The sequence below is a fragment of the Streptomyces sp. NPDC093252 genome (assembly GCF_040683675.1).
In the GTDB taxonomy this organism is placed as follows: domain Bacteria; phylum Actinomycetota; class Actinomycetes; order Streptomycetales; family Streptomycetaceae; genus Streptomyces.
This window is the reverse complement of the sequence record NZ_JBFBEM010000004.1, coordinates 232,624-258,093: the sequence shown is the minus strand read 5'-3', so window position 1 is coordinate 258,093 and position 25,470 is coordinate 232,624. Positions and strand designations below refer to the sequence as shown.

General features: G+C 73.0%; 22 protein-coding genes. 9 read left to right on the top strand and 13 right to left on the bottom strand.

Annotated features, from left to right (window positions below; all coding sequences use genetic code 11):
- Nucleotides 1-85: 85 nt before the first annotated feature.
- The 5 genes from AB0O01_RS10025 to AB0O01_RS10005 form a co-directional block, all read right to left on the bottom strand.
- A complete protein-coding gene (locus AB0O01_RS10025) occupies nucleotides 86-907 on the bottom strand; it encodes a lysophospholipid acyltransferase family protein (RefSeq protein ID WP_365312442.1) in 822 nt (273 codons plus the stop codon).
- Nucleotides 907-1,680, bottom strand: a complete 774-nt coding sequence (locus tag AB0O01_RS10020) for a GNAT family N-acyltransferase (protein ID WP_365312004.1) — start codon at nucleotides 1,678-1,680, stop codon at nucleotides 907-909. The genes AB0O01_RS10025 and AB0O01_RS10020 overlap by 1 nt, the downstream gene beginning before the upstream one ends.
- Before the next feature lie 355 nt (nucleotides 1,681-2,035).
- Nucleotides 2,036-2,785, bottom strand: a complete 750-nt coding sequence (locus tag AB0O01_RS10015) for a succinate dehydrogenase/fumarate reductase iron-sulfur subunit (RefSeq protein WP_365312003.1) — start codon at nucleotides 2,783-2,785, stop codon at nucleotides 2,036-2,038.
- On the bottom strand, nucleotides 2,782-4,728 hold the full coding sequence (locus AB0O01_RS10010; RefSeq protein WP_365312002.1) for a fumarate reductase/succinate dehydrogenase flavoprotein subunit: 1,947 nt from the start codon (nucleotides 4,726-4,728) through the stop codon (nucleotides 2,782-2,784). Before AB0O01_RS10010 ends, AB0O01_RS10015 begins: the two co-directional genes overlap by 4 nt.
- Nucleotide 4,729: 1 nt before the next feature.
- Nucleotides 4,730-5,437, bottom strand: coding sequence for a succinate dehydrogenase (locus tag AB0O01_RS10005; protein ID WP_365312001.1), 708 nt, complete (start codon nucleotides 5,435-5,437; stop codon nucleotides 4,730-4,732).
- 83 nt (nucleotides 5,438-5,520) lie between these two features.
- Between AB0O01_RS10005 and AB0O01_RS10000 the strand changes: the two genes are divergently transcribed.
- Entirely contained in the window at nucleotides 5,521-6,405 is an 885-nt protein-coding gene (locus AB0O01_RS10000; RefSeq protein ID WP_365312000.1) for a LysR substrate-binding domain-containing protein, read from the top strand.
- Nucleotides 6,406-6,596: 191 nt separating this feature from the next.
- On the opposite strand, the gene AB0O01_RS09995 is transcribed toward AB0O01_RS10000, so the two are convergent.
- The 3 genes from AB0O01_RS09995 to AB0O01_RS09985 form a co-directional block, all read right to left on the bottom strand.
- On the bottom strand, nucleotides 6,597-8,735 hold the full coding sequence (locus AB0O01_RS09995) for an EAL domain-containing protein (RefSeq protein WP_365311999.1): 2,139 nt from the start codon (nucleotides 8,733-8,735) through the stop codon (nucleotides 6,597-6,599).
- Nucleotides 8,732-9,544: an SAM-dependent methyltransferase gene (locus AB0O01_RS09990; RefSeq protein ID WP_365311998.1), complete on the bottom strand. Its 813-nt coding sequence runs from the start codon at nucleotides 9,542-9,544 to the stop codon at nucleotides 8,732-8,734. Before AB0O01_RS09990 ends, AB0O01_RS09995 begins: the two co-directional genes overlap by 4 nt.
- 293 nt (nucleotides 9,545-9,837) lie before the next feature.
- Nucleotides 9,838-10,776 (bottom strand): SCO0930 family lipoprotein, encoded by a 939-nt coding sequence (locus AB0O01_RS09985; protein ID WP_365311997.1) that lies wholly within the window; start codon nucleotides 10,774-10,776, stop codon nucleotides 9,838-9,840.
- Nucleotides 10,777-11,765: 989 nt separating this feature from the next.
- Between AB0O01_RS09985 and AB0O01_RS09980 the strand changes: the two genes are divergently transcribed.
- The 3 genes from AB0O01_RS09980 to AB0O01_RS09970 all read left to right on the top strand — a co-directional run bounded on the left by AB0O01_RS09980 (nucleotide 11,766) and on the right by AB0O01_RS09970 (nucleotide 13,477).
- A complete protein-coding gene (locus AB0O01_RS09980; protein ID WP_365311996.1) occupies nucleotides 11,766-11,894 on the top strand; it encodes a hypothetical protein in 129 nt (42 codons plus the stop codon).
- A 15-nt stretch (nucleotides 11,895-11,909) separates the two neighbouring features.
- On the top strand, nucleotides 11,910-12,674 hold the full coding sequence (locus AB0O01_RS09975; protein WP_365311995.1) for a hypothetical protein: 765 nt from the start codon (nucleotides 11,910-11,912) through the stop codon (nucleotides 12,672-12,674).
- A gap of 224 nt (nucleotides 12,675-12,898) precedes the next feature.
- The gene (locus AB0O01_RS09970; RefSeq protein WP_365311994.1) at nucleotides 12,899-13,477 is read left to right on the top strand and encodes a hypothetical protein; all 579 of its coding nucleotides are present in this window, start codon (nucleotides 12,899-12,901) and stop codon (nucleotides 13,475-13,477) included.
- 109 nt (nucleotides 13,478-13,586) lie between these two features.
- Here AB0O01_RS09970 and AB0O01_RS09965 read toward each other — a convergent pair whose 3' ends face one another.
- Entirely contained in the window at nucleotides 13,587-14,045 is a 459-nt protein-coding gene (locus AB0O01_RS09965; protein ID WP_365312439.1) for a hypothetical protein, read from the bottom strand.
- 622 nt (nucleotides 14,046-14,667) lie between these two features.
- Here AB0O01_RS09965 and AB0O01_RS09960 point away from each other — a divergent pair.
- The gene (locus AB0O01_RS09960; RefSeq protein WP_365311993.1) at nucleotides 14,668-15,342 is read left to right on the top strand and encodes a class F sortase; all 675 of its coding nucleotides are present in this window, start codon (nucleotides 14,668-14,670) and stop codon (nucleotides 15,340-15,342) included.
- A gap of 99 nt (nucleotides 15,343-15,441) precedes the next feature.
- On the opposite strand, the gene AB0O01_RS09955 is transcribed toward AB0O01_RS09960, so the two are convergent.
- Nucleotides 15,442-16,323: a polysaccharide deacetylase family protein gene (locus AB0O01_RS09955; protein ID WP_365311992.1), complete on the bottom strand. Its 882-nt coding sequence runs from the start codon at nucleotides 16,321-16,323 to the stop codon at nucleotides 15,442-15,444.
- 385 nt (nucleotides 16,324-16,708) lie between these two features.
- Entirely contained in the window at nucleotides 16,709-20,089 is a 3,381-nt protein-coding gene (gene lysX / locus AB0O01_RS09950) for a bifunctional lysylphosphatidylglycerol synthetase/lysine--tRNA ligase LysX (RefSeq protein WP_365311991.1), read from the bottom strand.
- Nucleotides 20,090-20,181: 92 nt separating this feature from the next.
- Between lysX and AB0O01_RS09945 the strand changes: the two genes are divergently transcribed.
- On the top strand, nucleotides 20,182-20,643 hold the full coding sequence (locus tag AB0O01_RS09945; RefSeq protein WP_365311990.1) for a universal stress protein: 462 nt from the start codon (nucleotides 20,182-20,184) through the stop codon (nucleotides 20,641-20,643).
- 141 nt (nucleotides 20,644-20,784) lie between these two features.
- On the opposite strand, the gene AB0O01_RS09940 is transcribed toward AB0O01_RS09945, so the two are convergent.
- On the bottom strand, nucleotides 20,785-21,939 hold the full coding sequence (locus AB0O01_RS09940) for a CapA family protein (protein WP_365311989.1): 1,155 nt from the start codon (nucleotides 21,937-21,939) through the stop codon (nucleotides 20,785-20,787).
- 204 nt (nucleotides 21,940-22,143) lie between these two features.
- On the opposite strand from AB0O01_RS09940, the gene AB0O01_RS09935 reads away from it, so the two are divergent.
- From AB0O01_RS09935 to AB0O01_RS09925, 3 genes are all read left to right on the top strand, one after another.
- A complete protein-coding gene (locus AB0O01_RS09935; RefSeq protein ID WP_365311988.1) occupies nucleotides 22,144-22,701 on the top strand; it encodes a sigma-70 family RNA polymerase sigma factor in 558 nt (185 codons plus the stop codon).
- Between the two features lie 155 nt (nucleotides 22,702-22,856).
- Nucleotides 22,857-23,384 (top strand): hypothetical protein, encoded by a 528-nt coding sequence (locus AB0O01_RS09930; RefSeq protein WP_365311987.1) that lies wholly within the window; start codon nucleotides 22,857-22,859, stop codon nucleotides 23,382-23,384.
- Between the two features lie 392 nt (nucleotides 23,385-23,776).
- Nucleotides 23,777-24,427, top strand: coding sequence for a hypothetical protein (locus AB0O01_RS09925; RefSeq protein ID WP_365311986.1), 651 nt, complete (start codon nucleotides 23,777-23,779; stop codon nucleotides 24,425-24,427).
- A 25-nt stretch (nucleotides 24,428-24,452) separates the two neighbouring features.
- Here the strand turns inward: AB0O01_RS09925 and AB0O01_RS09920 are convergent, their stop codons facing one another.
- Nucleotides 24,453-25,316 carry a DNA-formamidopyrimidine glycosylase family protein gene (locus tag AB0O01_RS09920; RefSeq protein WP_365311985.1) on the bottom strand — a complete coding sequence of 288 codons (864 nt, stop codon included), beginning with the start codon at nucleotides 25,314-25,316 and terminating at the stop codon, nucleotides 24,453-24,455.
- Between the last annotated feature and the right edge of the window lie 154 nt (nucleotides 25,317-25,470).

Below are 25,470 nucleotides of genomic sequence, written 5' to 3'. Positions count from 1 at the left end.
GACGGGCCCTCCGTACGTCGCGTCGCGCGGTGCTCCCCCGCCTACCAACGTCGCACAGGGCGCCGTGGCCCGCACCCGCGCGGGGTCACCCCGGGCCGGGCGCGGTCGGGGCGGTGTGCGGCCGGTGCGGGGCGTCGGCCCGGCCGGGTTGCGCGGCGCGGGCCAGGGTCCGGCGGTCGGGGTGGGTGCCGGGCGCGATGAGGGGGCGGACGTCGACCTCGGCGATCAGGCCCCGGGTGGTCACCACCCGCCAGAGGGAGGCGGCCAGGGAGTCCTCGCCGATGTAGGCGGGGGCGGTGGTGGCGGGGCCGCCGGTGACGCGGTAGTGGAGCCGGACGGGCTGGACGGCGGCCCCGGCGTCCAGGGCCGCCTGGAACACGGCCCGGCGGAAGGTGCCCTGGGCCCGCCCGCACCAGGTGCTGCCCTCCGGGAAGACCCCGACGGCGGCGCCGCCGCGCAGGGCGTCGGCGAGGTCCGCCACGGTCCGGGGCAGGGCGCTGAGGCGGTCGCGGTCGATGAACAGGGTGCCGCCCCGGGCGGCCAGCGCGCCCGCGACGGGCCAGTGCCGGATCTCGGCCTTGGCCAGCATCCGGGCGGGGCGGACGGCGGCCAGCAGGGGGATGTCCAGCCAGGAGATGTGGTTGGCGACGAGCAGCAGACCGCCGGTGGCGGGCGCGGCGCCGGTGACGGCGGTGCGGACCCCGGCGGCGCGGACCAGGGTCCGGCACCACCAGCGGATGGCGTCGGCGGGGATCCGGCGGCCCAGCGGCAGGGCGAGGGCGGCCAGGAGCACCAGGGCCGCCACCGCCGTCAGGCGCAGGACGGCCCGGGGCAGGGCCGCCGCCCGGCCCGCCGCGTCGATGCACGCCGTGGGGGTGCACGGCGCGCTCGGCTGCCAGGCGCCCATCACGCCGGGACGAGGGAGAGGAAGTGCTTGAGGTAGCGCGGGTTGACCCGGCGCATGGACAGCAGCACATAGAGGTCGGCGACCCCGAAGTCCGGGTCGTGGGCGGGCTCGCCGCAGACCTGGGCGCCGAGCCGGAGGTAGCCGCGCAGCAGCGGCGGCAGCTCGGTGCGGCCCTCGGGGCGGGTGACGCCGTCGGCGCTCCAGGGCAGCAGCGGGCGGACCCGGTACTCCTCGGGGGCGAGGTGCCGGGCCCGGACCCGGTCCCAGGTGGCGGCGGCGAGGGCGCCGCCGTCGGCCAGCGGGACGGAGCAGCATCCGGCGAGCCACTCGTGGCCGCCGTCGACCATGTAGCGGGCGATACCGGCCCAGATCAGGCCGATGACGGTGCCGTCGCGGTGGCCGGGGTGGACGCAGGAGCGGCCGACCTCGACCAGGGAGGGCCGGATCGGGCCGAGCCCGGCGAGGTCGAACTCGCCCTCGGAGTAGAGGCGTCCGGCGATGGCGGCCCGGTCGGGCGGGAGCAGCCGGTAGGTGCCGACGACCTCGCCGCTGAGGGTGTCGCGGACCAGCAGATGGTCGCAGTGGGCGTCGAAGGGGTCGATGTCGAGGCCGGGCTGCGGGGTGGACAGCAGGGCGCCCATCTCCCCGGCGAAGACATCGTGGCGCAGCTTCTGGGCGGCGCGGACATCGGCCTCGTCACGGGCGAGGGTGACGGTGTACCGCGTGGGGGCCGCCGGCTGCGGCGGTCGGTCGAGCGTGGTGACGCCGGTCATGGCTCTCTCCTGGTCACGGGCCCGGTCGCGGGACCCGGTCACGGGCCTGGGCACGGGCGCAGGCGCGGTCGCGGGGGTGGTCGCGGGCCGGGTTCGGCGGGTGGCGCGTCGGACGGGGCCGGTGCCGTACGTCCGGCCGCCACAGTTCTTCCGACGCCGGCTGACCGGCGCGTGACCCGGGGGAGGAGAGCGGGTGTGGGGTGGCTGAATGCCCGGGGTGGACCGGGCGGGGCGGGGATCCACCCTGCCCGGAGTGGACCGGGCTAGGGGGTATGCCTGGCGGGACCGGGGAGAGCACCCCTCCCGGTCCCGCCCGTCCGCACCTTTACGGCGAACGTCTGTGAGCTGCGGCGGCCTACCGCCCCGCCGCCTTGCGGGTCGCCCGCAGCCACTCCTTGTTCATCCCTGTGATCGAGACCAGGGGGATGCCCTTGGGGCAGGCCGTGGCGCACTCCCCGGCGAGGGTGCAGCCGCCGAAGCCCTCCTCGTCCATCTGCGCCACCATGTCCAGGACGCGGGTCTCGCGCTCGGGGGCGCCCTGCGGGAGGACGTTGAGGTGGTTGATCTTGGCGGAGGTGAAGAGCATCGCGGCGCCGTTGGGGCAGGCGGCGACGCAGGCGCCGCAGCCGATGCACTCGGCGTGCTCGAAGGCGAAGTCGGCGTCGGGCTTGGGCACCGGGGTGGCGTGCGCCTCGGGGGCGGCGCCGGTGGGGACGCTGACATAGCCGCCGGCCTGGATGATCCGGTCGAAGGCGGAGCGGTCGACGACGAGGTCCTTCACCACCGGGAAGGCGGCGGCCCGCCAGGGCTCGATGTCGATGGTGTCGCCGTCGGCGAAGGAGCGCATGTGCAACTGGCAGGTGGTGGTGCGCTCGGGGCCGTGCGCGTCGCCGTTGATGACCAGGCTGCACGCGCCGCAGATGCCCTCGCGGCAGTCGTGGTCGAAGGCCACCGGGTCCTCGCCCTTGAGGATGAGTTCCTCGTTGAGGGTGTCCAGCATCTCCAGGAAGGACATGTCGGACGAGATCCCGTCCACCTCGTAGGTGGACATGGCGCCGTCGACGCCGGCGTTCTTCTGCCGCCAGACGCGCAGGGTGAGCCTCATGCGTAGCTCCGCTGGGTGGGGTGGACGTACTCGAAGACGAGGTCCTCGCGGTGCAGGACGGGGGCCTCGCCGGTGGCGGTGAACTCCCAGGCGGCGGCGTAGGAGAAGTCGTCGTCGCGGCGGGCGGCCTCGCCGTCGGGGGTCTGGGACTCCTCGCGGAAGTGGCCGCCGCAGGACTCCTCGCGGTGCAGCGCGTCGAGGCACATCAGCTCGGCGAGTTCGAGGTAGTCGACGATCCGGTTGGCCTTCTCCAGCGACTGGTTGAACTCCTCGCCGGTGCCGGGGACCTTGATGCGGCGCCAGAACTCCTCGCGGATCTGCGGGATGCGCTCCAGGGCCTTGCGCAGTCCGGCGTCGCTGCGGGCCATGCCGCAGAACTCCCACATCAGTTCGCCGAGTTCGCGGTGGAAGGAGTCGGGGGTGCGGTCGCCGTCGACGGAGAGCAGCAGGTTCAGCCGGTCCTCGGTCTCGGCGATCACCTCCTGCACCACCGGGTGCTCATCGGTGACGGGCTCGCTGTGCGGGTTGCGGGCGAGGTAGTCGTTGATGGTGGCGGGGAGCACGAAGTAGCCGTCGGCGAGGCCCTGCATCAGGGCGGACGCGCCGAGCCGGTTGGCGCCGTGGTCGGAGAAGTTGGCCTCGCCGATCGCGAACAGTCCCGGGACGGTGGTCTGGAGGTCGTAGTCGACCCAGAGTCCGCCCATCGTGTAGTGCACGGCGGGGTAGATCCGCATCGGCACCTCGTACGGGTCCTCGTCGGTGATCCGCTGGTACATGTCGAAGAGGTTGCCGTACTTCGCCTCCACGGCCTTGCGGCCCATGCGCTTGATGGCGTCGGCGAAGTCCAGGTAGACGCCCTGTCCGCCGGGTCCGACGCCGCGGCCCTCGTCGCAGACGTTCTTGGCGGCGCGGGAGGCGATGTCACGCGGGACGAGGTTGCCGAAGGCGGGGTAGATCCGCTCCAGGTAGTAGTCCCGCTCGTCCTCGGGGATCCGGTCGGCGGGGCGGGTGTCGCCCTTGGCCTTCGGCACCCAGATCCGGCCGTCGTTGCGCAGCGACTCGCTCATCAGGGTCAGCTTGGACTGGTGGTCGCCGGTGCGCGGGATGCAGGTGGGGTGGATCTGGGTGAAGCAGGGGTTGCCGAAGTACGCGCCGCGCCGGTGCGCCCGCCAGACGGCGGTGGCGTTGGAGTTCATGGCGTTGGTCGACAGATAGAAGACGTTGCCGTAGCCGCCGGAGGCAAGGACGACGGCGTCCGCGTAGTGGGTGTCGATCTTCCCCGTGATCAGGTCCCGGGCGACGATCCCGCGCGCCTTGCCGTCGACGATGATCAGGTCGAGCATCTCGGTGCGGGCGTGCATCTCGACGTTCCCGGCGGCGATCTGCCGGGACAGCGCCTGGTAGGCGCCCAGCAGGAGCTGCTGACCGGTCTGGCCGCGGGCGTAGAAGGTGCGGGAGACCTGGACGCCGCCGAAGGAGCGGGTGTCGAGGAGGCCGCCGTACTCGCGGGCGAAGGGGACGCCCTGGGCCACGCACTGGTCGATGATCTCGACGGAGATCTGCGCGAGCCGGTGGACGTTGGACTCCCGGGCGCGGAAGTCACCGCCCTTGACGGTGTCGTAGAACAGCCGGTGCACGGAGTCGCCGTCGTTGCGGTAGTTCTTCGCCGCGTTGATGCCGCCCTGGGCGGCGATGGAGTGGGCGCGGCGCGGGGAGTCCTGGTAGCAGAACTGGACGACGTGGTAGCCCTGCTCGGCGAGGGTGGCCCCGGCGGAGCCGCCCGCGAGACCGGTGCCGACGACGATCACGGTGTGCTTGCGCCGGTTGGCCGGGTTGACGAGTTTCGCCTCGAAGCGGCGGGTGTCCCAGCGCTGCTCGACCGGCCCGGCGGGGGCCTTGGTGTCGGCGACCGGGTCGCCGGTGCGGTAGTCGGAGTAGCTCATCTCAGCTCACCAATCCGGTCATGACGCCCACGGGCACGGCGATGAACCCGAGCGTGAGCACTGCGGCGAGAACGTTGGCGGTGGCCTTCAGGGCCCGGTCGCGGCTGCGGCTGCCGGCCCCGAGGGTCTGGGCGGCGCTCCAGAAGCCGTGCCGGATGTGCAGGCCCAGCGCCAGCATCGCGACGAGATAGATGGCGTTCCCGTACCAGGTCGAGAACGTGTCGATGATGTTCTGGTACGGCTTGAGGTGCTCGTAGCCGCCCGGGTGCACGGTGCCGGTGGTCAGGTCCAGGATGTGCCAGACGATGAACAGGCCGAGGATGATCCCGCCCCAGCGCATGGTGCGCGTGGCGTAACTGGCACGGGCCTTCTGGTGGACGTACTTGCTCGGCCGGGCCCTGAGGTCGCGGCGGCTGAGCTGGTAGGCGCAGACCGCGTGCGCCACCACGGCGACGACCAGGGCGATCCGGACCAGCCACAGCGCCCACTCGTAGTGCAGCACCGGCTCGCCCAGGGTGCGCAGCCAGTGGGCGTAGTCGTTGATCTCCTCGGGGCCGAAGAAGACCTTCAGATTCCCGATCATGTGGGCGATCAGATAGAGCAGCATGACCAGACCGCTGACGGCCATGACGGTCTTCTTGCCGACGGAGCTGTCCCACATCGTGCGCGCCATGGACGGCCGTTTGTCCGTCCGCGTTGCCAGAGCCATGTCAGGCACGCTAGGGCCGGTCGGCCCCATCGGTCCAAGACATGGTCCGGCTTGATTCGATAGGTGGCGCCTATAGTGGCTGGATGCAGTTCCAGCAGCTCCAGTACTTCGTGGCCGTCGCCGAGACCCGGCACTTCACCCGCGCCGCCGAGCTGGTCCATGTGGCCCAGCCGTCGCTGTCCCAGCAGATCAAGGCGCTGGAGCGGGAGCTGGGCGCGGATCTCTTCCTGCGCGCCCGGGGCAACATCTCGCTCACCGACGCCGGGGAGGCGCTGCTGCCGCTGGCCCGCCGGATCCTCGCCGACGCGGACACCGCCCGCATCGAGGTGCAGGAACTGGTCCAGCTCCGGCGCGGCCGGGTCCGTCTGGGCGCCACCCCCAGCCTGTGCACGGGGCTCCTCCCGGACGTCCTGCGCGCCTTCCACGACCGCTACCCCGGCATCCAGCTCCTGATCGAGGAGGGCGGCTCCCACGACCTGGTCCGGCTGCTGGCGCGCGGCGCGCTGGACCTCGCCCTGGTGGTGCTGCCGCTCCCGGCGGCGTCCCCGGCGCTGACCACGGTGGAGCTGCTGCGCGAGGACCTGGTGGTGGTCTCGGCGCCGGACGCGCCCCGCCCCGGCGGGGACCGGCGCAGCGTCCGGATCTCCGATCTGGAGGGCGAACGGCTGGTGATGTTCCGGCACGGCTACGACCTGCGGGAACTGACCGTCGCCGCGTGCCGCTCCGCGGGGTTCGAGCCGGGGTTCGCGGTGGAGGGCGGGGAGATGGACGCGGTGCTGGGGTTCGTGCGGGCGGGGCTGGGAGTGGCGGTGGTGCCGCGGATGGTGGCGGCGCGGTCGGGGCGGGGGCTGCGGGTCACGCCGCTGGCCCGTCCCGGGCTGTACCGGACGATCGCGCTGGCGCACCGCAGTGACGTGGCGCCGCCGCGGGCCGCGCGGGAGCTTCAGCGGATGCTGTTGGAGCGGTAACGGTGGGGGTGTGATGCCGGGTGCGGGTGGGTGGGGGCTGGTCGCGCAGTTCCCCGCGCCCCTGAAAAGATCGGGCACGGCGGGCTTTTAGGGGCGCTGGGGGTACCCCCTCTGGGGGAGGAACTGCGCGACCGGCCACACACGACCCGCACCCGGCATCACACCGCAACCCGGCAGACGCTCCCCGGTGCTCAGCCCGTCGCGTCGACCAGGGCCAGTTCGTGCAGGCGGTCGGGCGGACCCGGTCTCGCGTAGTACCAGCCCTGTGCCGTGTCGCACCCCAGTATCCGGAGCTGCTCCGCCTGCGCCCCCGTCTCCACCCCCTCCACCGTGACCGCGAGGTCCAGGCTGTGGGCGAGGGAGACGATCCCCTCGACGATCTTCAGATCCACCGGGTCCGCCGGGAACTGCTGCATGCTCTGCGTGAACGACCGGTCCAGCTTGAGCACGCTCACCGGGAGCCGGCGCAGGTTGGCGAGATTGGAGTAGCCCGTGCCGAAGTCGTCCAGGGCGATGTCGACCCCCATCTCGGCGAGCCTGCGCAGCGGCTTGAGGAGATCGTCGTCGGCGCCGATCAGCGCGGACTCGGTGACCTCCAGGCAGAGCGCGTCCGGCGCGACACCCGCCGACTCCAGGATGTCCACCGTGTCCTGGACCAGCCCGGGATGCGTGAGCTGGCACGGCGACAGATTGACGTTGATCCGCAGCGGGCCGGAGGCCGAGCCGTACCGCTCCCGCCACTCGTACGCCTGGCGGACCGACTCCTGAAGGACCCAGCGGCCCAGCGGGACGATCAGTCCGGTGTGCTCGGCGAGCGGGATGAACCGGTCGGGGCCGAGGACGCCGTGCTGCGGATGCAGCCAGCGGACCAGGGCCTCGGCGCCGCGGACACTGCCGTCGCCGAGGTGGACCAGCGGCTGGTACTCGATGAAGAACTCGCCGCGCTCCAGGGCCGCCGGAAGGGCGGTGGTCAGTCCGTGCCGGGTGATCGCGCGGGCGTCGGCCTCCGGGTCGGCCAGCTCGAAGCGGTTGCCGCCCGCGCTCTTCGCCCGGTACATCGTGATGTCGGCGCTGCGCAGCACCTCCGCCGCGCTGCGCTCCCCCGAGGGTCCCTCCACGATGCCGATGGAGCCCCGCACGGTCAGCTCCCGGCCGTCGATGCGGACCGGGGCGAGCAGCGCGTTCATGATGCGGCCGGCGAGTTCGTCCACCTCGCGCTGGGTGTGCGGGCCGGTGGTGAGGGCCACGAACTCGTCGCCGCCGAGCCGGGCCACCATCTCGCCGGGCGCGGTGGCGCAGGACTGGAGCCGGTCGGCGATCTCCACCAGCAGCCGGTCCCCGGCGGCGTGGCCGAGGCTGTCGTTGATGGTCTTGAAGCCGTCCAGGTCCAGGTAGCACAGGCCGAAGCGCTGGCCCGGCCCGGCGTTCATCGCCTTCTCCAGGCGTTCGAAGAACAGGGTGCGGTTGGGCAGGCCGGTGAGCGCGTCGTGGGTGGCCTCGTAGCGCAGCCGGAGGTTGAGCAGCCGGCGCTCGGTGGTGTCCTCCATCAGCGCGAGCTGGTACTGCGGGTTGCCGTCGGGGTCGCGCAGCAGGGAGACGGTGAGGTTGGTCCACAGGACCGTGCCGTCGGGGCGGTAGAACGCCTTCTCGACGTGGTAGTGCTCGCGTTCGCCGCGCACGAGTTCGTCGTAGAGCCGCCACACCTGGGGGGCGTCCTCGACATGGGTCCAGTCGCGGACGTTGCGACTGCGCACATTGTTCTCGCCGCCGCCGAACATCCGTTGCAGCGCCCCGTTGATCTCCAGGACGTTGCCGTCGAGGTCGGCGATGCCGATGCCTATGGCGGCACCCTCGAACACCGCGCGGAAGCGGGCCTCGCTGGCGTGCAGGGCCTGGGCGACCACGCCCTGGGCGCGCAGCGCGGCCTGCGCGATGGACTCCTGCTCGGCGAGGGTGCGGGCGCGCAGCGCCTGGGCGAACCCGGCGGCCATGGCGTGCTGGATGCGGGAGGAGCGGGCGCGCAGATCGTCCTGGGGGCCGTCGTCGCCGCAGTAGAGGACGAGATAGGCGTCGACGCAGTCGAGGGTGCGGCTGAGGGCCTCGGGGTCGGTGCAGTGCGCGTCGACCAGGGCGGCGCCGAGGGCCCGGCCCTCGGCCGCGTCGAACGACCGGGCGCGCAGGGCCTCGCTCATCCGGCGGGCCAGGGGCAGCAGCCGGTCCTCGAACTCGGGCCGGGTCAGCGAGGTCGGCGAGACCGGGAACACCGCCCGGCTCCAGATCGTCGCGAACCGCCGCAGACGGTCCTCCGGCCCGTCCGGCTCCGCGCTCACGCCGTACGTCCCACGCCGGCGAATCCGGCGAAGGCGTAGGGATCCTCCTCCTCCGGTGCGGTGTCCGGGCGCCAGGAGGCCGTCGGCACCAATCCGGGTTCCACCATGTCGTACCCCTCGAAGAACCGCGCGATCTCCTCGCGCGAGCGCATGATCAGCGGGTTGCGGATGTCTTTGTACACGTCGACCACGCCACCGGCCCGCTCCGGAGGCACCGGGATTCCCTCGTACGAGGCATGGGTGACGACCAGCATGCTGCCCGGCGGCAGCGCGTCGCGCAGCTCGGCGACCACCGCGTACGGGTCGTCGGCGTCCTCGATGAAGTGCAGGATGGCGACGAGCATCAGGGCCACCGGGCGGTCCGGGTCGAGCAGCCGCTCCACCTGGGGACTGCGCAGGATGTCCAGCGGCTTGCGCAGATCGCCGCCGACCACGTCCGCGCCGGGGTTGCCGTCCAGCACCTGCTGGCTGTGCGCGACGGCCACCGGATCGTGGTCGACGTACACCACCCGGGCGTCGGGACAGGCGTCCTGGGCGACCTCGTGGACATTGCCGAACGTGGGAATGCCGGAGCCGATGTCGAGGAACTGGGTGACCCCGCAGGCGACGGCGTGGCGGACGGCCCGGCGCATGAACGCGCGGTTCGCCTGCATGATCTTCGGCAGTCCCGGCATGAACTCCATCGCCTTGCGGGCCGCCTCCCGGTCGACCTCGAAGTTGTGCGAACCGCCCAGGTAGTAGTCGTAGATACGCGAAACGCTCGGCACCGAGATGTCGATGCTCCGTGGTGCCCAGGCGGGACGTTCCATGTATCTCTCCAGGCGTTGGCGATCCGGTGTTCGAGCTGAGGCTACTGATCGCCCGCCAAAGGAGCGAGCCGAAACGGAAATTGACCATCCGTTCCCGGTCACTGCCGTTGGCACGTGCCCAATCCGTGCGGTGTCGCGGTCTCCTGAAAAGTATCGGAAAGTATCGGCGGGATTTCGCTGCGTGCGCTCCGGTGTTACTCGTCGTCACATCTCGGCGCGCACACGGAAGCAGTCCGTCACCGCGCCCGGAGTTCCGGGGAACACGCGGTGACGGACTGCCGGGGAAACCGTCCCTACTCCTTGTCGGGGGCGCCGATCGGCTTTCCGTCGGGGGCCACCGCGTACCAGGTGCCGCCCACACCCTGGCCGTTGGTGTCGCCGGGCGCCTTGTCACCGGCGAAGGTGTAGATGGGCCAGCAGTTGACCGTCTGCTGCTTGGTGCCGTCGGGGCGGGTGAAGCTCATCAGGCCCTTCTTCTGCACCCCTTCGGTGTCGTCGTTGGCGACCGGGGCGACCACGGGCCACTTCGCCAGGCACTCCCCGGTGCAGGCGGAGACCGGCTCGGGCCACGCCTCGTCCTTCAGGAAGCGGTAGACGGTCATTCCGTTCTTGTCGACGACGTGTTCGCCCAGCTCGGCGTCCTCGCGGGTGGACAGCCCCGGCAGGGCGGCCAGTTCGGCCTTCTTGCCGTCGGGCGCCAGGGCGAACCAGGTGCCGTTGACGCCCTGCCCCTCGATGTCACCGGCGTTGACGTCCTTGGCGAAGCGGTAGGCGGGCCAGCCGCCGACGGTGAGCTGCTTGGTGCCGTCGGGGCGGGTGATCTCGCCGAGGAGTTCGGCGTCGACGCCGTCACCGGCGCTGGCGTCGTTCGCGGGGACGGGCGGCCAGGCGGTGGCGCAGTCGCCCTCGCAGTTGGTCTTGGGCGGCTCGGCGGTGTCCTCGTCGAAGCGGTAGAGGGTCCGGCCGTCGGCGTCGGTGAGGACACTGCCGAGTTCGGCGTTGGCCGCGACCGTGAGCTGTCCGGCGGGGGTGTTGGGGGCGGCGGCCTGCTGGCCGCCGGCCTGGGCGTCGGTACCGGTGCCGGTGCCCGGTGAGGCATAGCCGGGGGCGGGGGCCGTGGCTCCCACGTTCTGGCTGGCCGACTGGCCGCCGCTGTCCTGACCGCACGCCGTGGTCAGCACCAGTACGGCCGCGGCGCTCGCCACGAGAGAGGCGCTCCGCCAGGTGTTCATCGTCCCCACTCCCCATCATCACCAACATCGCTCAGCGCCCTGCTGCGCCGCTCGACCAGGGGTACGCGGGGCGGGGTGCGGGTGTTCAGGCCCGGCCGGGATTTCTTTCCGCAACGGGTGAAGGGGGCGCCGCTCGCGCGGGGACGGGGCACGGGTGGCGCGGGGACGGGGCTCGTGCGGCGCGGCGGGACGCGTGGGGCGGGACGCGTCGGAACGCCGCGCGGCGCGGCCCCAAACCTCGCGCCCCCGAAATCCCCCTTTCGAGGCAATCCCCGGGTACCCGGGCGTGCCGTCCGGCGGGGGCCCTCATGATCTGCGTCGTGCATGCACCCGAACGGACCCGATCCGCCGTCGCCCCCAGGGCGCTGGCCGTGCTGTCGCTGGCGTGGGCCCTGGCCGGCGCACCCGCCGGGACGGCCACCGCGGACGCCTGCGCGTGGGTGTCGACCGGCCCCGGCGGCACCGCGGTGGTGGCGGTCGCCGGGGGAGGTGAGGGAGCCGGGGGCGCGGTGGTCGCCGGAGGTGGCGGAGGAGGCGGAGGGGGCGAGGAAGGCGGGGGTGGCGTGGTCGCCGTCGCCGGAGGAGGCGGGGGCGCGGTGGCGGTCGCTCGCTCTGCGAGCGGAGGCACAGGGGGGATGACCTGGCCGACGCCGCCGACCTGTCCTCCTCCCCCGCCCTGCCCCCCGGAACCGACACCCACCCCTACCCCCACGCCCACGCCGACCCCCACACCGACCCCGACTCCCACCCTCAAGCCCACCCCCACCCCCACCCCCACCCCCACCCCGACCCCTACTCCCACCCCGAAGCCCACACCCACGCCCACCCCCACACCGGAGCCACCACCGCCCCCACCTCCAGAGCCCGCTCCCGCGCCACCTCCCCCGGCGCCGACCCCGACACCCACCCCGCCCCGTACACCCACCCCGGAGCCCACACCAACCCCCACCCCCTCCCCCACTCCCACACCCACCCCCTCACCGACGCAGGTGAGCTATCCGCCGTACCGGCCCGCGAATCAGCAGCGGGTCACCCATGGCGGTACGTCGCCGGTCACCTTCGTCCTGCTCATCACCGCGCCCGCAGTGATCGCCGTTGCCGCGCTGCGACCGCGCTGATTCTGGAGGCTTGTCTTGCCGGAATGGCTTGTTCTCACTCTCGCGATGCTGGCCGCCTGTGCGGTGGTGGTCATCATCACGCTCATCCGCAATCGCGCCGCCTCCGATGACGAGGACCCCTCCGAGACGCCCGACGTCATCGAGTACATGACGATGTGGATCGGTGTCGTCTACGCCATCGTGCTGGGCCTGGCCATCGCGGGGGTCTGGGAGGCGCGCAGCATCGCCCAGGACCATGTCCAGGCCGAGGCGCAGGCGCTGCACGAGATCTCCGAGCGGGTGCGGGTCTATCCGGAGGAGGTACGAAACCGGATCCGGGACGATGTCAACACCTATGTCGGACACGTCGTCAGCACCGAGTGGAAGACGATGGCCGACGAGGGGCGGATCACCGAGCGGGGCACCGAGCTGATGGACCGTATCCGCACCGATGTCACCGACTACCGGCCGCGGGACGACTTCGAGGCGCAGGCGTATCAGCCGCTGCTCGACCAGGTGACCGCCGCCGACCAGGCGCGCAACTCCCGGGCCGACTCGCTGGGGGCGACCATGCCCGGGGTGGTGTGGTTCGGGCTGCTGGGCGGGGCGGTGGTCACCATCGGCATGGTGCTGGCGCTCCAGATCCGGCGGACCGTGCGGGAGCTGGTCCTCGCCGGGCTGTTCTCCGCCCTGATCGCCTTCCTGCTCTTCCTCATCTGGGACTTCGACGCGCCCTACAGCCGGGGGGTGACGGCGTCGGTCGAGCCGTTCCTGAACCTGTTCCCCGGCATCGAGGGCTGACGACGCGCCCCCTGTCGCGGGCCCGCCCGGTGCGCACCGCCACGCCGGGCCGGTCCCCCGGCCGTACGCACGGTGTCCCTCCAGCGGCCCACATCCATGCCCCATTCGCCCGACTGTGATCGCGCGCCTGTGCGGATCTCCCTAGCGTTTCGGTCATCGAGGTGCATTTCTGGCGCCGGCGGAACAGGTCCGCGGCTGCTCCTCGGGGACCCGGAGGATTCACCATGCGCGCGATACGCGTCGGCTCGGCCGCCCTGCTGGCGGTCGGCGCCCTCAGCCTCACCGCTCCCGTCGCGCAGGCGCGCGGCGAGGAGGAGTCCCGTCTGCGGGTGTCGGTGGCCCCGCAGACCATCGCCGCCGGCGGCCGGGTCACCCTGCGCGCCGAGGGCTGCGAGCGCTCGGTCCGGGTCTCGTCGGGCGTCTTCGACGACGTCCACATCGAACGCGACCGGGGCACGGCCGTGGCCACCATCGACCGGGAGGCCCGCAAGGGCGCGGTCTACGAGGTCTCGTTCCACTGCGGGAACTTCCGCGAACGGGCCCAGCTCACCATCGCCGAGGGCCGCGGCTCCTCGTACGAGGACGGCTACGACGACGGGGGCGGCGGCTATGACAGCGGGTACGACAGAGAGAGCGAGGACTCCTACGGGGACTATCCGCAGCGCGGGGTGCACGCCGGTGAGGGCGGCAGCTTCGGCGGGTTCGACCTCAAGGAGATCGGCCTCGGGGCCGCGCTGATCGCCGGGTCGGTCGGGGTGGCGTACCACCTGTCCCGGCGGCGCTCGGCCGAACAGGGCGGCTGAACCCGTACACAGGGCTTCGCCCCGGATTCCCGTCGAGGGGTCCGGGGCGAAGCCCTGTGTCCGTGCGATGCGTGCGGGTCTCTCCGGGGGCGGTGGTCACCGCGTCCGGTCAGTACCGCTTCTCGGCGCGGCGGCGCATCCAGAAGACACCGCCGCCGAGCAGCGCGGCCCCGACCAGGCCGCCGCCGATCGCCATGTCGGTCGGGGTGGCCCCGTCGGAGGTGGACCCGCCGAGGCCGCCGCGCACCCCGCCGATGACGGTGAAGGCGCGCGGCCGGGTCAGGGTGCGGCCGTCGCAGTTGACCCGGACCTCGTAGGTGCCGGGCCGGGCGTCGTGGTGGACGGTGGCGTGGGCGCGGGAGGTGTCGTTGGCGCCCCGCACCGGGGTGAGGGTGGTGGTGCGGAAGGCGTTCGAGGAGGCGGCACCGCCGTTGCGGCAGCCGTCGACCGTGATGGTCAACTGACCGCCGCGGGCGATGACTCCGGGCCGGACGAGGATGTTGCGGGGGCCGCCCCGGTCGCCGACACCGCCCCGGTCGCCGAGCCCCTCGCCCCGGTCGGACAGCACCTCGCCCCGGTCCGTGAGGGCGCCCCCGCGGTCCGTCAGGGCATCGCCCCGCTCGGACAGGACATCGCCGCCCCGGTCGCCGAGACCGTCGCCGCCTCCCCCGCCTCCCTCGCCTCCGCCGCCGATCCCGCTGCGGTCCTCCAGTTCGGCTGTGTCCCCTTGGCCCGGGTTCTCCCAGGCGACGGCCGCGGGGGCGGCGAGCCCCACGACGGCGACCGCGGCGACCGAGGCCGCCAGGGTTCTGGCAGTACGCATATGCTCCTCCGCGGAAGGCGCCCCGGGGATCCGTCCCCGGTCTTTGAGCGAGAAAGCACCTCCCAGAAAGACCCTCAGTTGCGGTCCGCGCACGCGCATTTCGGCGATGGTCCGTACCGGTGAGAACGGGTGCGGCAACACGCCGGGGGAAATCCGCGCAATCGGATATTGCCGCAGGTCACGGACCGTCAGAAAATTCCTGTCCGCGGCGACTCGGATGGCGCACCGGACAGGAATCGAATGGCGCACCGGGAATGCGGCGGAACCACCCGTTCGCAGCCGTCCCCGTGCCGGTTCGCGCCCCGCCCTTTAGCGTTTCATCATGCGCGACTGACGTGGCGACGGCCACGTCGAGAGGGGATGGCGAATGTCTGCTGCCGAGCTGGCCGAGCTGGCGGAAGAGGAGGAGCGGCGCAAGCGGCGCGCCCCCTGGGGCGTGATAGCGCTCGTGCTGCTGACCGGTCTCGCGCTCATCCGCAACGGTTCGGGAGAGTTCGACGTGGGTCCGCCGCAGCCCGCGTCCGCCGCAGCCAACAGCCAGGCCCCGACGCCCGGCACCACCTTCGGGTCGGGGGTGTCGCCGCTGCCGTACTCGATCCCGGACCGGGTGCGGATCCCGGGGATCCAGGTGAACGCGCCGATGATGCCGGTGGGGCTGGACGCGGCCGGGTGGGTCGACGCGCCGCCGCCGGAGGACCCGAATCTCGCGGGCTGGTTCACCGGGGCGGTCTCGCCCGGCGAGAAGGGCACCGCGGTGATCGTCGGCCATGTCGACAACAGCCGCGGCCCGGCCGTTTTCTACGGCCTCGGGGCGCTGAAACAGGGAAATCATGTGGAGGTGACCCGCAAGGACGGAAAGACCGCGGTGTTCGAGATCTACGGCGTCGAGGTCTTCGCGAAGAACAATTTCCCCGGCGACCGGGTCTACGCCTCCAAGGGAACCGCCGAACTGCGGGTCATCACCTGCGGCGGGGGCTTTTCCCAGCAGAACGGGTACGACGGGAATGTCGTCGTCTTCGCCCGCCTGGTGGAGGTCCGCTGAGGGGCCCCGGCCAGGGGTGGGCCGTCCGGCCGGGGGTGAGGTCGTCCGGCCGGGGGCCGGGTGTGGAGGCCGGTGGGGTCGGGCCGGGGGTGGCGGGGGTCAGGTGGGGTGGTGGCGGGGGACGGTGAGGTGGTAGCCCGCGTCGAGGAGCTGGGGCAGATAGTCGCGCAGGGCGCTCACGCTCTGCGAGCGGTCGCCGCCGGCGTCGTGGGAGAGCACCACGACACCGGGTCCGGCGCCCTCGTGGACCCGGTCGATGATGGTGCGGGTGCCGGGGGTGGTCCAGTCGAGGGTGTCGACCGTCCAGGCCAGCGGCTCCATCCCGAACTCCGCGCCGAGTTGGAACGCGGCCCGGTTCCAGGCGCCGTAGGGGGCGCGGAACCAGCGCGGCCACTCGCCGACCGCCTTCTCCACCACCTCGCACGTGCTCTCCATCTCGCTGCGGATGGCGTCCCGGCCGAGCCGGGTCAGCAGCGGATGCGACCAGGTGTGGTTGCCGATGACATGACCGGCGTCCGCCATCCGCTCCAGCAGTTCCCGGTGCTCGACGACCATCTCCCCGCACACGAAGAACATCGCGGGGACGTCGTAGGCGGCGAGGGTGTCGAGGATGTCGGGGGTGTAGCGGGGGTCGGGGCCGTCGTCGAAGGTCAGCACCATGGTGTGGCCCAGTTCGTCCATGCTCAGGAGCGGTTCGGTTCGGACCGGGAGGCGGGCGGGGGCGGTGCGCGGGGCGGTGTGGCCGGTGATCGGCTGGAGGCGGTAGGCGGACGGCTTCTGCGGGAGCCGTGCGGGGGCGCCGGGGGCGCCGGGGGCACGCGGTGCGGAGGAGGCGGGGGTGGGGGTGGGGCCGGGGGTGGGGGTGGGGGCGGAGCCGGGGCGCAGGGAGAGCAGGCCCGCGGTACCGGCTGCGCCGAGCGCGGCGAGGCCGCCGAGCAGGGCGCGGCGGCGGGTGAGGTGGTCCTTCGTCTCCTTGGTCATGTGTCATGGGTCGCCCAGGAGGGGGGTGGGGCTGCGCAGCGACACCGGGGTGGGGGTGGATTTGCACCCGGGCGGCTCAGTGGGGGTGGTGTGGGGAGGGGGTGGGGGCGGCGGCGTGGGGGCTTGGCGCGCAGTTCCCCGCGCCCCTGGGAGATGGGGGCCGCTGTCCGTTGGAGGGTGCGGGAGCGTGGGAGCTAGGTGCGCAGTTCCCCGCGCCCCCGGGAGGTGGGGGGCACTGTCCATTGGAGGGTGCGGGAGCGTGGGAGCTAGGTGCGCAGTTCCCCGCGCCCCCGGGAGGTGGGGGGCACTGTCCATTGGTGGGTGCGGGAGCGTGGGGGCTTGGTGCGCGGTTTCTCGCGGCCCTGGGAGGTGGGGGCTCTGTTCGTTACTTGGTGCGGGTGAAGGGGAACAGGAGGGTTTCCCGGATCGGGAGGCCCGTCAGGAGCATGATCAGGCGGTCCACTCCGATGCCCAGGCCGCCTGTGGGGGGCATGGCGTATTCGAGGGCGGTCAGGAAGTCCTCGTCGAGTTCCATCGCCTCCGGGTCGCCGCCCGCCGCACGGAGGGACTGGGCGGTGAGGCGGCGGCGCTGTTCCAGGGGGTCGGTGAGTTCGGTGTAGGCGGTGGCGAGTTCGGTGCCGAAGGCGACCAGGTCCCAGCGTTCGGCGAGCCGCGGGTCGGTGCGGTGCTGCCGGGTGAGCGGGGAGACGTCGGTCGGGAAGTCCTTGTAGAAGGTGGGCAGCCGGGTGGGGGCCTCGACCAGCCGTTCGTACATCTCCAGGACGATGTCTCCCCGGCCGTCGCCGGTGGTGTACGGGATGTGCGCGCGGTCGCAGAGGCGACGCAGGACGGGGAGGGGGGTGTCCGGGGTGATCTCCTCGCCCAGGGCGTCCGAGAGGGCGCCGTGGACGGTTCTGACCGGCCAGGGTCCGGAGATGTCGTGCTCCTCGCCGTCCCGGTGGACGACGGGGCGGCCGAGGGCGGCGGTGGCGGCGCTCTGCACGAGGTGGCGGGTGAGGTCGAGCATCACGTCGTAGTCGGCGTACGCCTGGTACGCCTCCAGCAGGGTGAACTCGGGGTTGTGCCGGGGGGAGACGCCTTCGTTGCGGAAGGCGCGGCCGAGTTCGAAGACCTTCTCCAGGCCGCCGACGCAGAGCCGTTTCAGATACAGCTCGGGCGCGATGCGGAGGGGGAGGTCGAGGTCGTAGGCGTTGCTGTGGGTGGTGAAGGGGCGGGCGTTCGCGCCGCCGTGGGTGCGCTGGAGGATCGGCGTCTCGACCTCCAGGAAGCCCCGCTCCAGCAGCCCCTGGCGCAGCGCCTGGACGGCGGCGGAGCGGGCCCGGACCACCGCGCGGGCGCCGGGGCGCACGGCCAGGTCGAGGGCGCGCATCCGGACCCTGCCCTCCGGGTCGGTCAGGCCCCGGCGTTTGTCGGGCAGGGGGCGCAGGCACTTGGCGGTGAGGCGCCAGGAGGTGACGAAGACGGTGGGTTCGCCGTGGCCGCTGCGCCCGGCGCGGCCGGTGGCGGTGATCTGGTCGCCGAGGTCGGTGTCCGCGCGGAAGGCGGCGAGGGCGGGGCCGGAGGTGTCCCGGGTGAGGGCGAGCTGGCCGTCGCCGGAGCCGTCGCGCAGGGTGAGGAAGAGGATCCCGCCGAAGTCGCGGACGCGCAGGATCCGGCCGGCGACGGTGACCTCGCCGTCGGCGGGGAGCGCGGCGAGGGCGTGGGTGCGGGGCGGGACGCCGACCGGATAGGGGTCGATGCCCTCGGCGCGCAGCCGCTCCAGGGTGCGGCGGCGCAGCCGCATCTGCTCGGGGAGCCCGGCGAAGGGGTCGGCGGGCCCGGCAAGGGAGGGGGCGGGTGACCGGGGTGGCGGCTGGGACGGGGCGGCGGGCCGGTCGAGGTCGCGGGGGCGGCCCCCGCGCCGGAGCCTGCGCAGGGACGGTACGGGGACGAAGCCCTCGGCGATGCCGGAGGCCAGGCCGATCCGGGCGAGCGAGGCGGCCTCGCCCCAGCACAGGAAGCGCGGGTACCACTCGGGGTGGTACTTGGCGTTGGACCGGTACAGGGCCTCCAACTGCCACCAGCGCGAGAAGAACAGCAGCAGCCTGCGCCAGAGTCTGAGCACCGGCCCGGCACCGATCCGGGCGCCCTCCTCGAACACCGACCGGAACACCGCGAAGTTCAGCGAGATCCGCCGCACCCCCAGCCCGGGGGCGGCGCCGCACAGCTCGGCCACCATGAACTCCATGACCCCGTTGGGCGCGGAGCGGTCCCGGCGCATCAGGTCCAGGGAGACCCCGTCCCGGCCCCAGGGCACGAAGGACAGCAGCGCCAGCGGCTCACCGTCCGCACCGAGCGCCTCCACCAGGAGGCAGTCGCCGTCGGCCGGGTCGCCGAGCCGGTCCAGGGCCATGGAGAAGCCGCGCTCGGTCTCGGTGTCGCGCCAGGCGTCCGCCCGGCCGACGACCCCGCGCATCTCCTCGCCGGTGAGAGCGGAGTGCCGGCGGATCCGGCTGGTGGCGCCGGTACGGCGGACCCGGTGGACGGCCTGCCGGGTGACCCGCATGTCCCGGCCGCCCAGGTCGAAGGCGGCGACCTGGAGGACGGCCTCGTCACCGAGTTGGAGGGCGCCGAGCCCGGCGCGGGCGTAGGCCCTGGCCCCGTCCTCGGAGGCGCCCATCACGGCGGGCGCCCAGGCGTGCCGGCGGGCCAGGTCCAGCCAGGCGGCGATGGCGTGCGGCCATGCCTCGCGGTCGCCGACCGGGTCCCCGCCTGCCAGGCAGACGCCGGTCTCGACCCGGTAGGCGACGGCGGCCTTGCCGCTGGGCGAGAAGACGACGGCCTTGTCGCGGCGGGTGGCGAAGTAGCCGAGGGAGTCCTGGCCGCCGTGGACCGCGAGCAGGGCGCGGATACGGTCCTCCTCATCGCCGTGCAGGGCGGCTTCCAGACGCTGGGAGCGGAACAGGGCGGCGGCGGCGTTCAGCAGGGCGAGCGCGCCGAAGAGGCCCAGCAGGAAGGCGAGCTGACGGGGCGGACGGCCGTCGAAGGCGCCGCCGGTGACGAGTCCGCCGCAGACCCGGTCGGCGGCCCAGGCCAGCCGCTGGCTCTCCGGCAGGTTCCCCGGGAACAGCTCCACCAGCCCCCAGCCGGCCAGGATCGCCAGCACGAGCCCCGCGGCCAGCACGGCGAGCGCCCGCCACACCGCGCCGCGCCGGGAGGCGGCGTAGAACTCGTCGCGGGCGACGATCAGCAGGATCAGGGCGAGGCCGCAGACGATCAGCGAGGCGAGGGAGCCGGCGTAGGGCCCGAGCGCCACGCCGAGGGCGTCGACCAGGACCAGCAGCCCGAGATAGACGACGACCAGCCACCAGGCGACCCGCTTGCGGGCGGCGGTGGCGGCGGCCAGCAGGAAGAGGAAGACGGCGTAGGCGAGGTTGGCGCTGACCGGGACGATGACGGTGTCCAGGGCATGGACGACCGGGCGGAGCGCGACCCGCAGCGGCGGGATCAGCGCGAGCAGGGCGCAGAGCAGACCGAGTGCGCCGAAGAACAGGGCGAAGCCCTCCGGGACCCTGCCGAGGCCCCGGTCAGGGCGAGGGCCGGAGCCGGGGCCTCGGCCACGGTCTCGGTCCCGGCCTGTGTCCCGGCCTGTGTCGCGGTCGCCGTCTCGGGCGCCGTCGCCGTGGATGTCGCCGTGGCTGTCGCGGTCGCGGCGGCGGGGCGGTGGGGTCCGGGGCCCTGGGGGACCGTCCTCGGGGGCGCTCATGCCTCGACTGTAGGAAGGGCGGGCCCGCGTCGCCCGTCGGCGGCGGCCTTCGGCAGGGCGGCCGGGGCGGTTGCTTCCGATAGCCTCGGGGCGTGACGGAACGGGAATCCAGACGGTTCGAACGGGGCACCGACGGCCCGAAGGTCATCGTCGTCGGCGTGGACGGCTCCGACTCCTCGCTGCGGGCCGCCGCGTACGCCGGAGGGCTGGCGCGCCGGCAAGGGGCGCTGCTGGCCGTGGTGTACGTGCAGCCGATGATCGCGGCGGGCGCGGCGCTGGGGGCGCCGGTCGCCGACACCACCGGGGAGATCGCGGAGGAACTGATCGCCCAGATCCGGGAGGCGACCGAGCGGGCGCGCGGGATATTCGATGTGCGCTGGGAGTTCCACACCTTTCGCGGGGACGCCTACAGCGGGCTGGTGAAGGCGGCGGACGAGCTGACGGCGGACGCGGTGGTGGTGGGGGCGTCGGAGCAGGCGGGGCACCGGATCGTGGGGTCGGTGGCGGTCCGGCTGGTGAAGGCGGGACGGTGGCCCGTGACGGTGGTTCCCTGAGCGCGGTGCTCTGAGCGCGGCTCCCTGAGTATGTGCTCTGAGCGCGGCTCCCTGAGGCGGATCCCTGACACGGATCCCCGACGCGGTTCCCTGACACGGATCCCTGACGCGGATCCCTGACGCGGATCCCTGACGCGGGCGCTACTCCCCCATCACCAGCCCGTCCTGTGCCGCCCCCCGGCTGAGGACCACGTCCCGGATGCCGTCCCGGACGGAGACCAGTTCGGCGCCCTGTTCCAGGGCGCGGTTGAGGTTGAGCACCCGGCCCGCGTCGATGTCGTAGAGCTGGGGGATGTACTCGGCCTTGGTGACCTGCCAGCGGGTGCCCTCGCGGGCGGGCGGGGCGAAGGTGAAGCGGCCCAGCGTGGACTGGTTGCCGCGCGGGTCGAAGGCGCCGTCCGGGTCGAACATCTCGCCCGCGACCTGGTCGCCCATTCCGTAGATCACCCAGGTGCCGTTGACCTTCTGGTACGCCTGGGGGACATGGGCGTGGGTGCCGATGATGAGGTCGATGTCGGGGCGGCTGCCGGTGCGGGCGGCGGTGAGGCGGTCGGCGAGCAGGAGTTGCTCCTCGTCCGGGGCGTCCTGCCACTCGGTGCCCCAGTGCGTGGACACCACCACCACATCGGCACCGGCCCGGCGGGCGGCACGGGCGTCGGCCACGATCCGCCGCTCGTCGGTGAGGGAGACCGCCCAGGGCCGGTCCGGGGGCAGCGGGATGCCGTTGGTGCCGTAGGTGTAGGCGAGATGGGCGACCTTGGCCATGCCCGCCGCGTAGAGGGTGGCGGTGGCGGACTCGGCCTCGGTGCGGGCGGTGCCGGAGTGACGCAGCCCGGCCCGGTCCATGGCGTCCAGGGTGCGGCCGATTCCGGCGGCGCCGTCGTCCAGGCTGTGGTTGGAGGCGGTGGAGCAGCCGTCGTAGCCGGTGCGGGCGAGACCGGAGGCGACCTCGGGCGGGGATTTGAAGCTGGGGTAGCCGGTGTAGACACCGTCCTCGCCGTAGACCGTCTCCATATGACACAGGGCCAGATCGGCGCGCTCGACGACCGGTCGGACCCCGGCGAACATCGGCGCGAAGTCATGGCCGCCGTCACCGGCGTCGTAGCGGGCCCGTGCGATGACGGACTCGTGCGGGAGGACGTCGCCGGAGGCGACGAGGGTGAAGCCGCGGGGGGCGGCGGAGGGCGCCGGCTGCCCCGACCGGTCGCCCGGATCCCGCTGCTGGGCCTGGCATGCGGCTCCGGCGGCGAGTACGACCGTCAGGGCGAGGGCCACCTGCCGGCTGCGTGCGATCATCTCTGGTCACCTCTCTGGTCACCCCGGGCCGCCTCAGCGGAGTCCTATTTTCATATGAATAGGTACGAAAGCAGCCACCTTCCCAAACGGCCCCGGCCGGTCCGTTAACCGTTCGTCGTACCGTTCGCCGACGCGTTCGACCGTCCGCCGCAGGACCGTGCGCCTCCTCTGGGCGGATCGGAACCGCTGCGATGCCATACGCGCATGACGGCCGCAACCACCCTGATGACCGGGACCCACGGGACGACGACCGCCGAGCACGAACTCGCCGAGGTGCAGCGCGAGCACGGCCGGTCCCTCTTCGCACTGCTGCTCCGGCTCTGCGACGGCGACCGGCAGCGGGCCGAGGACCTCGTCCAGGAGACCCTGGTCCGCGCCTGGCAGCACCCCGAGGCGCTGCGCGCCGACGCCTTCGACTCCGTACGGCCCTGGCTGCTGACGGTGGGCCGGCGGCTCGCCATCGACGCGCGGCGGGCCCGGCAGGCCCGGCCGCCCGAGGTCGGTGACGCGATCCTGGAGAACGCCCGGGTGAGCGCCGACCACGCCGAGCGGTCCGCCGCGGCGGTCGATGTGCGCGCGGCGGTGAAGAAGCTCACGCCGGAGCACCGGGACGTCCTGGTGCTGGTGTATCTCCGTGGGGCGAGTGTGGCGGAGGCCGCCGCGGCGCTGGGCATCCCGCCCGGTACCGTGAAGTCCCGCGCCTACTACGGGCTACGGGCCCTGCGCAGGGTGCTTCCGGGATATGCGACTGACCTGCGCTGAAACCGACTGCTGGGTCAAGCCTTCGCAAAGTGCCTTGCTGAGTACCCCGGTTGAGTAATCGGCTGTCCTTGTCCGTGTTCCGGATCGGGGGGCCGACCGCCCGACCGGGCCCGGCATTCGTGGCGACGCGCACGCGCGGAGGAAGGCAGGAAGGGATGCGGCACAGAGGGCATCAGAGCACGGACGGTACCGACGGCGGAGAACTCACCGTCCCCATGGCCTGGTTGTACGCCGAATACATCGCCGACGAGCTGCTGCGGACCGGCGATCTCATGCCGCCGACCTCGTTCGAGTTCCGGGCCGGGCGGGACGCGCTCGCGCTCACCGTCTTCCTCTCGGACACCGACGGCGAACTCTCCGGGATCCGGGTGGTCACCCAACTGGAGACCTGGCTGTCGCTGACGGCGTACGACCAGCCGTGGCAGGACTGGGTGCGGGAGCGGATGGAGGAGATGGCCGCCGAGTGGGCCGCCGAGACGGCCGGCTCGGGGCGGCACTCACCCGATCTGGAGCTGGCCGAGGCCGCCTGGCGCTGGCTCCAGGAGACCGAACTCCTCGCCCCCGACCTCAACGCCGTGCCCGGCGGGGCGGCGCCGGTCGGCGAGGACGAGGGCCCCAAGGTGTGGACACCGGCCTGGCGGCTGGGGCTGCCGCTGGGGCACCTGGCGATCCATCTGTTCTGAGCCGTCCGTTCCGGTCCGGCTCCTCCGGTCCGTTCGTTCGGTTCGTTCGTTGCGGTTCGTTCGTTGCGGTCCGTTCATTCCGCTCTGTTCGTTCCGGTCCGGCTGTTCCGGTCCGTCTCTTCCGGTCAGGCTGTTCCGGGTCCGCCTGCTCCGGTCCGGCTGCCCGGGTCCGGTTGTTCCGGCCGTCCGCCGCGATCCGGTGGTTCCGGGGAAGTGCCACCCATCCGCCCGGTCCGCCGCTCCGAATCCCGGGGTTGGGGTGGGGGATTCCGCAGTGCCTTGAGTGATTCGGCGGTGCGGTGCGTACCGGTGGGGGAGCACGGAGTGACCCGCACGGAGTGATCCCGCACGGAGTGACCCCCACCCGCACCCCCAACGGCACGAGGATTCGCATGAGGTCCCTGGAACGGCATCGTGACGTCGCCGCCTACGCGCTCGGCGTGCTGAACGAGGCGGATGCTTTCCGCTTCGAGGACCACCTCATGGAGTGCCCCATGTGCACGGCCCGGGTGACGGAGTTCGGGCCGGTCTCCCGGCAGCTCATGCTCTACCGCCGGGCCACCCCGCGAGCCGTCCACCCCCTGGCCGGACCCGGCCCCCGGCTGCTGGACCGGCTGCTCGCCGAGGTCGCCGTGCGGCGCCGCGCCGGACGGCGGCGGATGCTGTACGCGGTGGCCGCGTCGGTGGTGTTCGCGGTGGCCGGTCCCGCGCTGGCCGTGCTGGCGGGCGGCGGCGAGCAGAAGGTACGGGTGGAGGCGACGGATCCGCGCTCAGGGGTCTGGGCGCGGGTCACCGCCGAGGACGAGATGTGGGGCAGCGAGGTGGAGCTGACGGTCAAGGACGCGGCGGGCCCCCGCCCCTGCCGGCTGGTCGCCGTCAGCCGCGACGGCACCGAGGAGACGGTCACCAACTGGACCACGCCCCGCCACGACGCCCGCCCGAACACCCTGCGCGGCGGCGCGGCCCTGCACCCCGACGAGATCCTCCGCTACGAGGTGCGCGCGGCGGACGGCGAGACCCTGGTGACCCTGCCCGGCCGCTGACACCGGGCGCCCGCCGCGTCAGCGGCTACTTCAGCAGCCGGGACATCCTGCGGTCGGCGAGCGGCTTGCCGCCGGTCTGGCAGGTGGGGCAGTACTGGAGCGAGGAGTCGCTGAAGGAGACCTCGCGGATGGTGTCCCCGCACACCGGACAGGGCTGCCCGGTCCGGCCGTGGACGCGCAGCCCGCTCTTCTTCTCGGCCTTGAGCCGCCCGGCCGCCACTCCTCGGGAGCGCTCGACGGCCTCGGTGAGGGTCGCGCGCAGGGCGGAGTGGAGGCGGGCGGTCTCCTCGGGGGTGAGGGACGCGGCCAGCTTGAACGGGGACATCTTCGCGGCGTGCAGGATCTCGTCGCTGTAGGCGTTGCCGACCCCGGCGATCAGGCTCTGGTCGCGCAGGGCGCCCTTGAGCTGCCGCCGCTCACCGGCCAGCAGCGCGGCGAGGGCGGCCTCGTCGAAGTCGTCGGCCAGCGGGTCGGGGCCGAGCCGGGCGATACCGGGGACCTCCTGCGGATCGCTCACGACATACACCGCGAGCCGCTTCTGCGTGCCCGCCTCGGTGAGGTCGAAGCCCTCGCCGGTCTCCAGGGCGACCCGCAGGGCGAGGGGGCCCTTGCCGGGCTTGGGCGGGCCGTCCGGCAGCCGGTCCCGCCAGTGCAGCCAGCCCGCGCGGGCCAGATGGGTGATCAGCCGGGGCCCGCCGCCGGTCGCCAGGTCGAGGAACTTGCCGTGCCGCCCGACCGCCACGACCTCCCGGCCCTCCAGCGCGGAGAGCGGCGGGTCGTAGGTCTTCAGCACGCTGATGGCGACCGGCAGGACGCGGACGATCTCATGGCCGACCAGGTGCTCGGTCAGAAAGTCCTTGAGGGCCTCTACCTCGGGAAGCTCGGGCATACGTTCCAGGGTGCCACCCGTGTGCCAGGGGCACCGGGCGGGGCGCTGCCGGGTGCCCCTCCGCCGTGCCCCCACGGATGGCGTGCCCCCACTGGTGCCGAGCCGCCACGGGTGCCGTGCCCCCCCAGTGCCGTGCCGCCACAGGCACCGTGTC

Coding starts and splice junctions, on each gene's coding strand:
- AB0O01_RS10025 (WP_365312442.1), bottom strand. CDS start 907: ATGGGCGCCTGGCAGCCGAGCGCGCCGTGCACCCCCACGGCGTGCATC.
- AB0O01_RS10020 (WP_365312004.1), bottom strand. CDS start 1,680: ATGACCGGCGTCACCACGCTCGACCGACCGCCGCAGCCGGCGGCCCCC.
- AB0O01_RS10015 (WP_365312003.1), bottom strand. CDS start 2,785: ATGAGGCTCACCCTGCGCGTCTGGCGGCAGAAGAACGCCGGCGTCGAC.
- AB0O01_RS10010 (WP_365312002.1), bottom strand. CDS start 4,728: ATGAGCTACTCCGACTACCGCACCGGCGACCCGGTCGCCGACACCAAG.
- AB0O01_RS10005 (WP_365312001.1), bottom strand. CDS start 5,437: ATGGCTCTGGCAACGCGGACGGACAAACGGCCGTCCATGGCGCGCACG.
- AB0O01_RS10000 (WP_365312000.1), top strand. CDS start 5,521: ATGCAGTTCCAGCAGCTCCAGTACTTCGTGGCCGTCGCCGAGACCCGG.
- AB0O01_RS09990 (WP_365311998.1), bottom strand. CDS start 9,544: ATGGAACGTCCCGCCTGGGCACCACGGAGCATCGACATCTCGGTGCCG.
- AB0O01_RS09985 (WP_365311997.1), bottom strand. CDS start 10,776: ATGAACACCTGGCGGAGCGCCTCTCTCGTGGCGAGCGCCGCGGCCGTA.
- AB0O01_RS09970 (WP_365311994.1), top strand. CDS start 12,899: ATGCGCGCGATACGCGTCGGCTCGGCCGCCCTGCTGGCGGTCGGCGCC.
- AB0O01_RS09960 (WP_365311993.1), top strand. CDS start 14,668: ATGTCTGCTGCCGAGCTGGCCGAGCTGGCGGAAGAGGAGGAGCGGCGC.
- AB0O01_RS09955 (WP_365311992.1), bottom strand. CDS start 16,323: ATGACCAAGGAGACGAAGGACCACCTCACCCGCCGCCGCGCCCTGCTC.
- lysX (WP_365311991.1), bottom strand. CDS start 20,089: ATGAGCGCCCCCGAGGACGGTCCCCCAGGGCCCCGGACCCCACCGCCC.
- AB0O01_RS09940 (WP_365311989.1), bottom strand. CDS start 21,939: ATGATCGCACGCAGCCGGCAGGTGGCCCTCGCCCTGACGGTCGTACTC.
- AB0O01_RS09935 (WP_365311988.1), top strand. CDS start 22,144: ATGACGGCCGCAACCACCCTGATGACCGGGACCCACGGGACGACGACC.
- AB0O01_RS09930 (WP_365311987.1), top strand. CDS start 22,857: ATGCGGCACAGAGGGCATCAGAGCACGGACGGTACCGACGGCGGAGAA.
- AB0O01_RS09925 (WP_365311986.1), top strand. CDS start 23,777: ATGAGGTCCCTGGAACGGCATCGTGACGTCGCCGCCTACGCGCTCGGC.
- AB0O01_RS09920 (WP_365311985.1), bottom strand. CDS start 25,316: ATGCCCGAGCTTCCCGAGGTAGAGGCCCTCAAGGACTTTCTGACCGAG.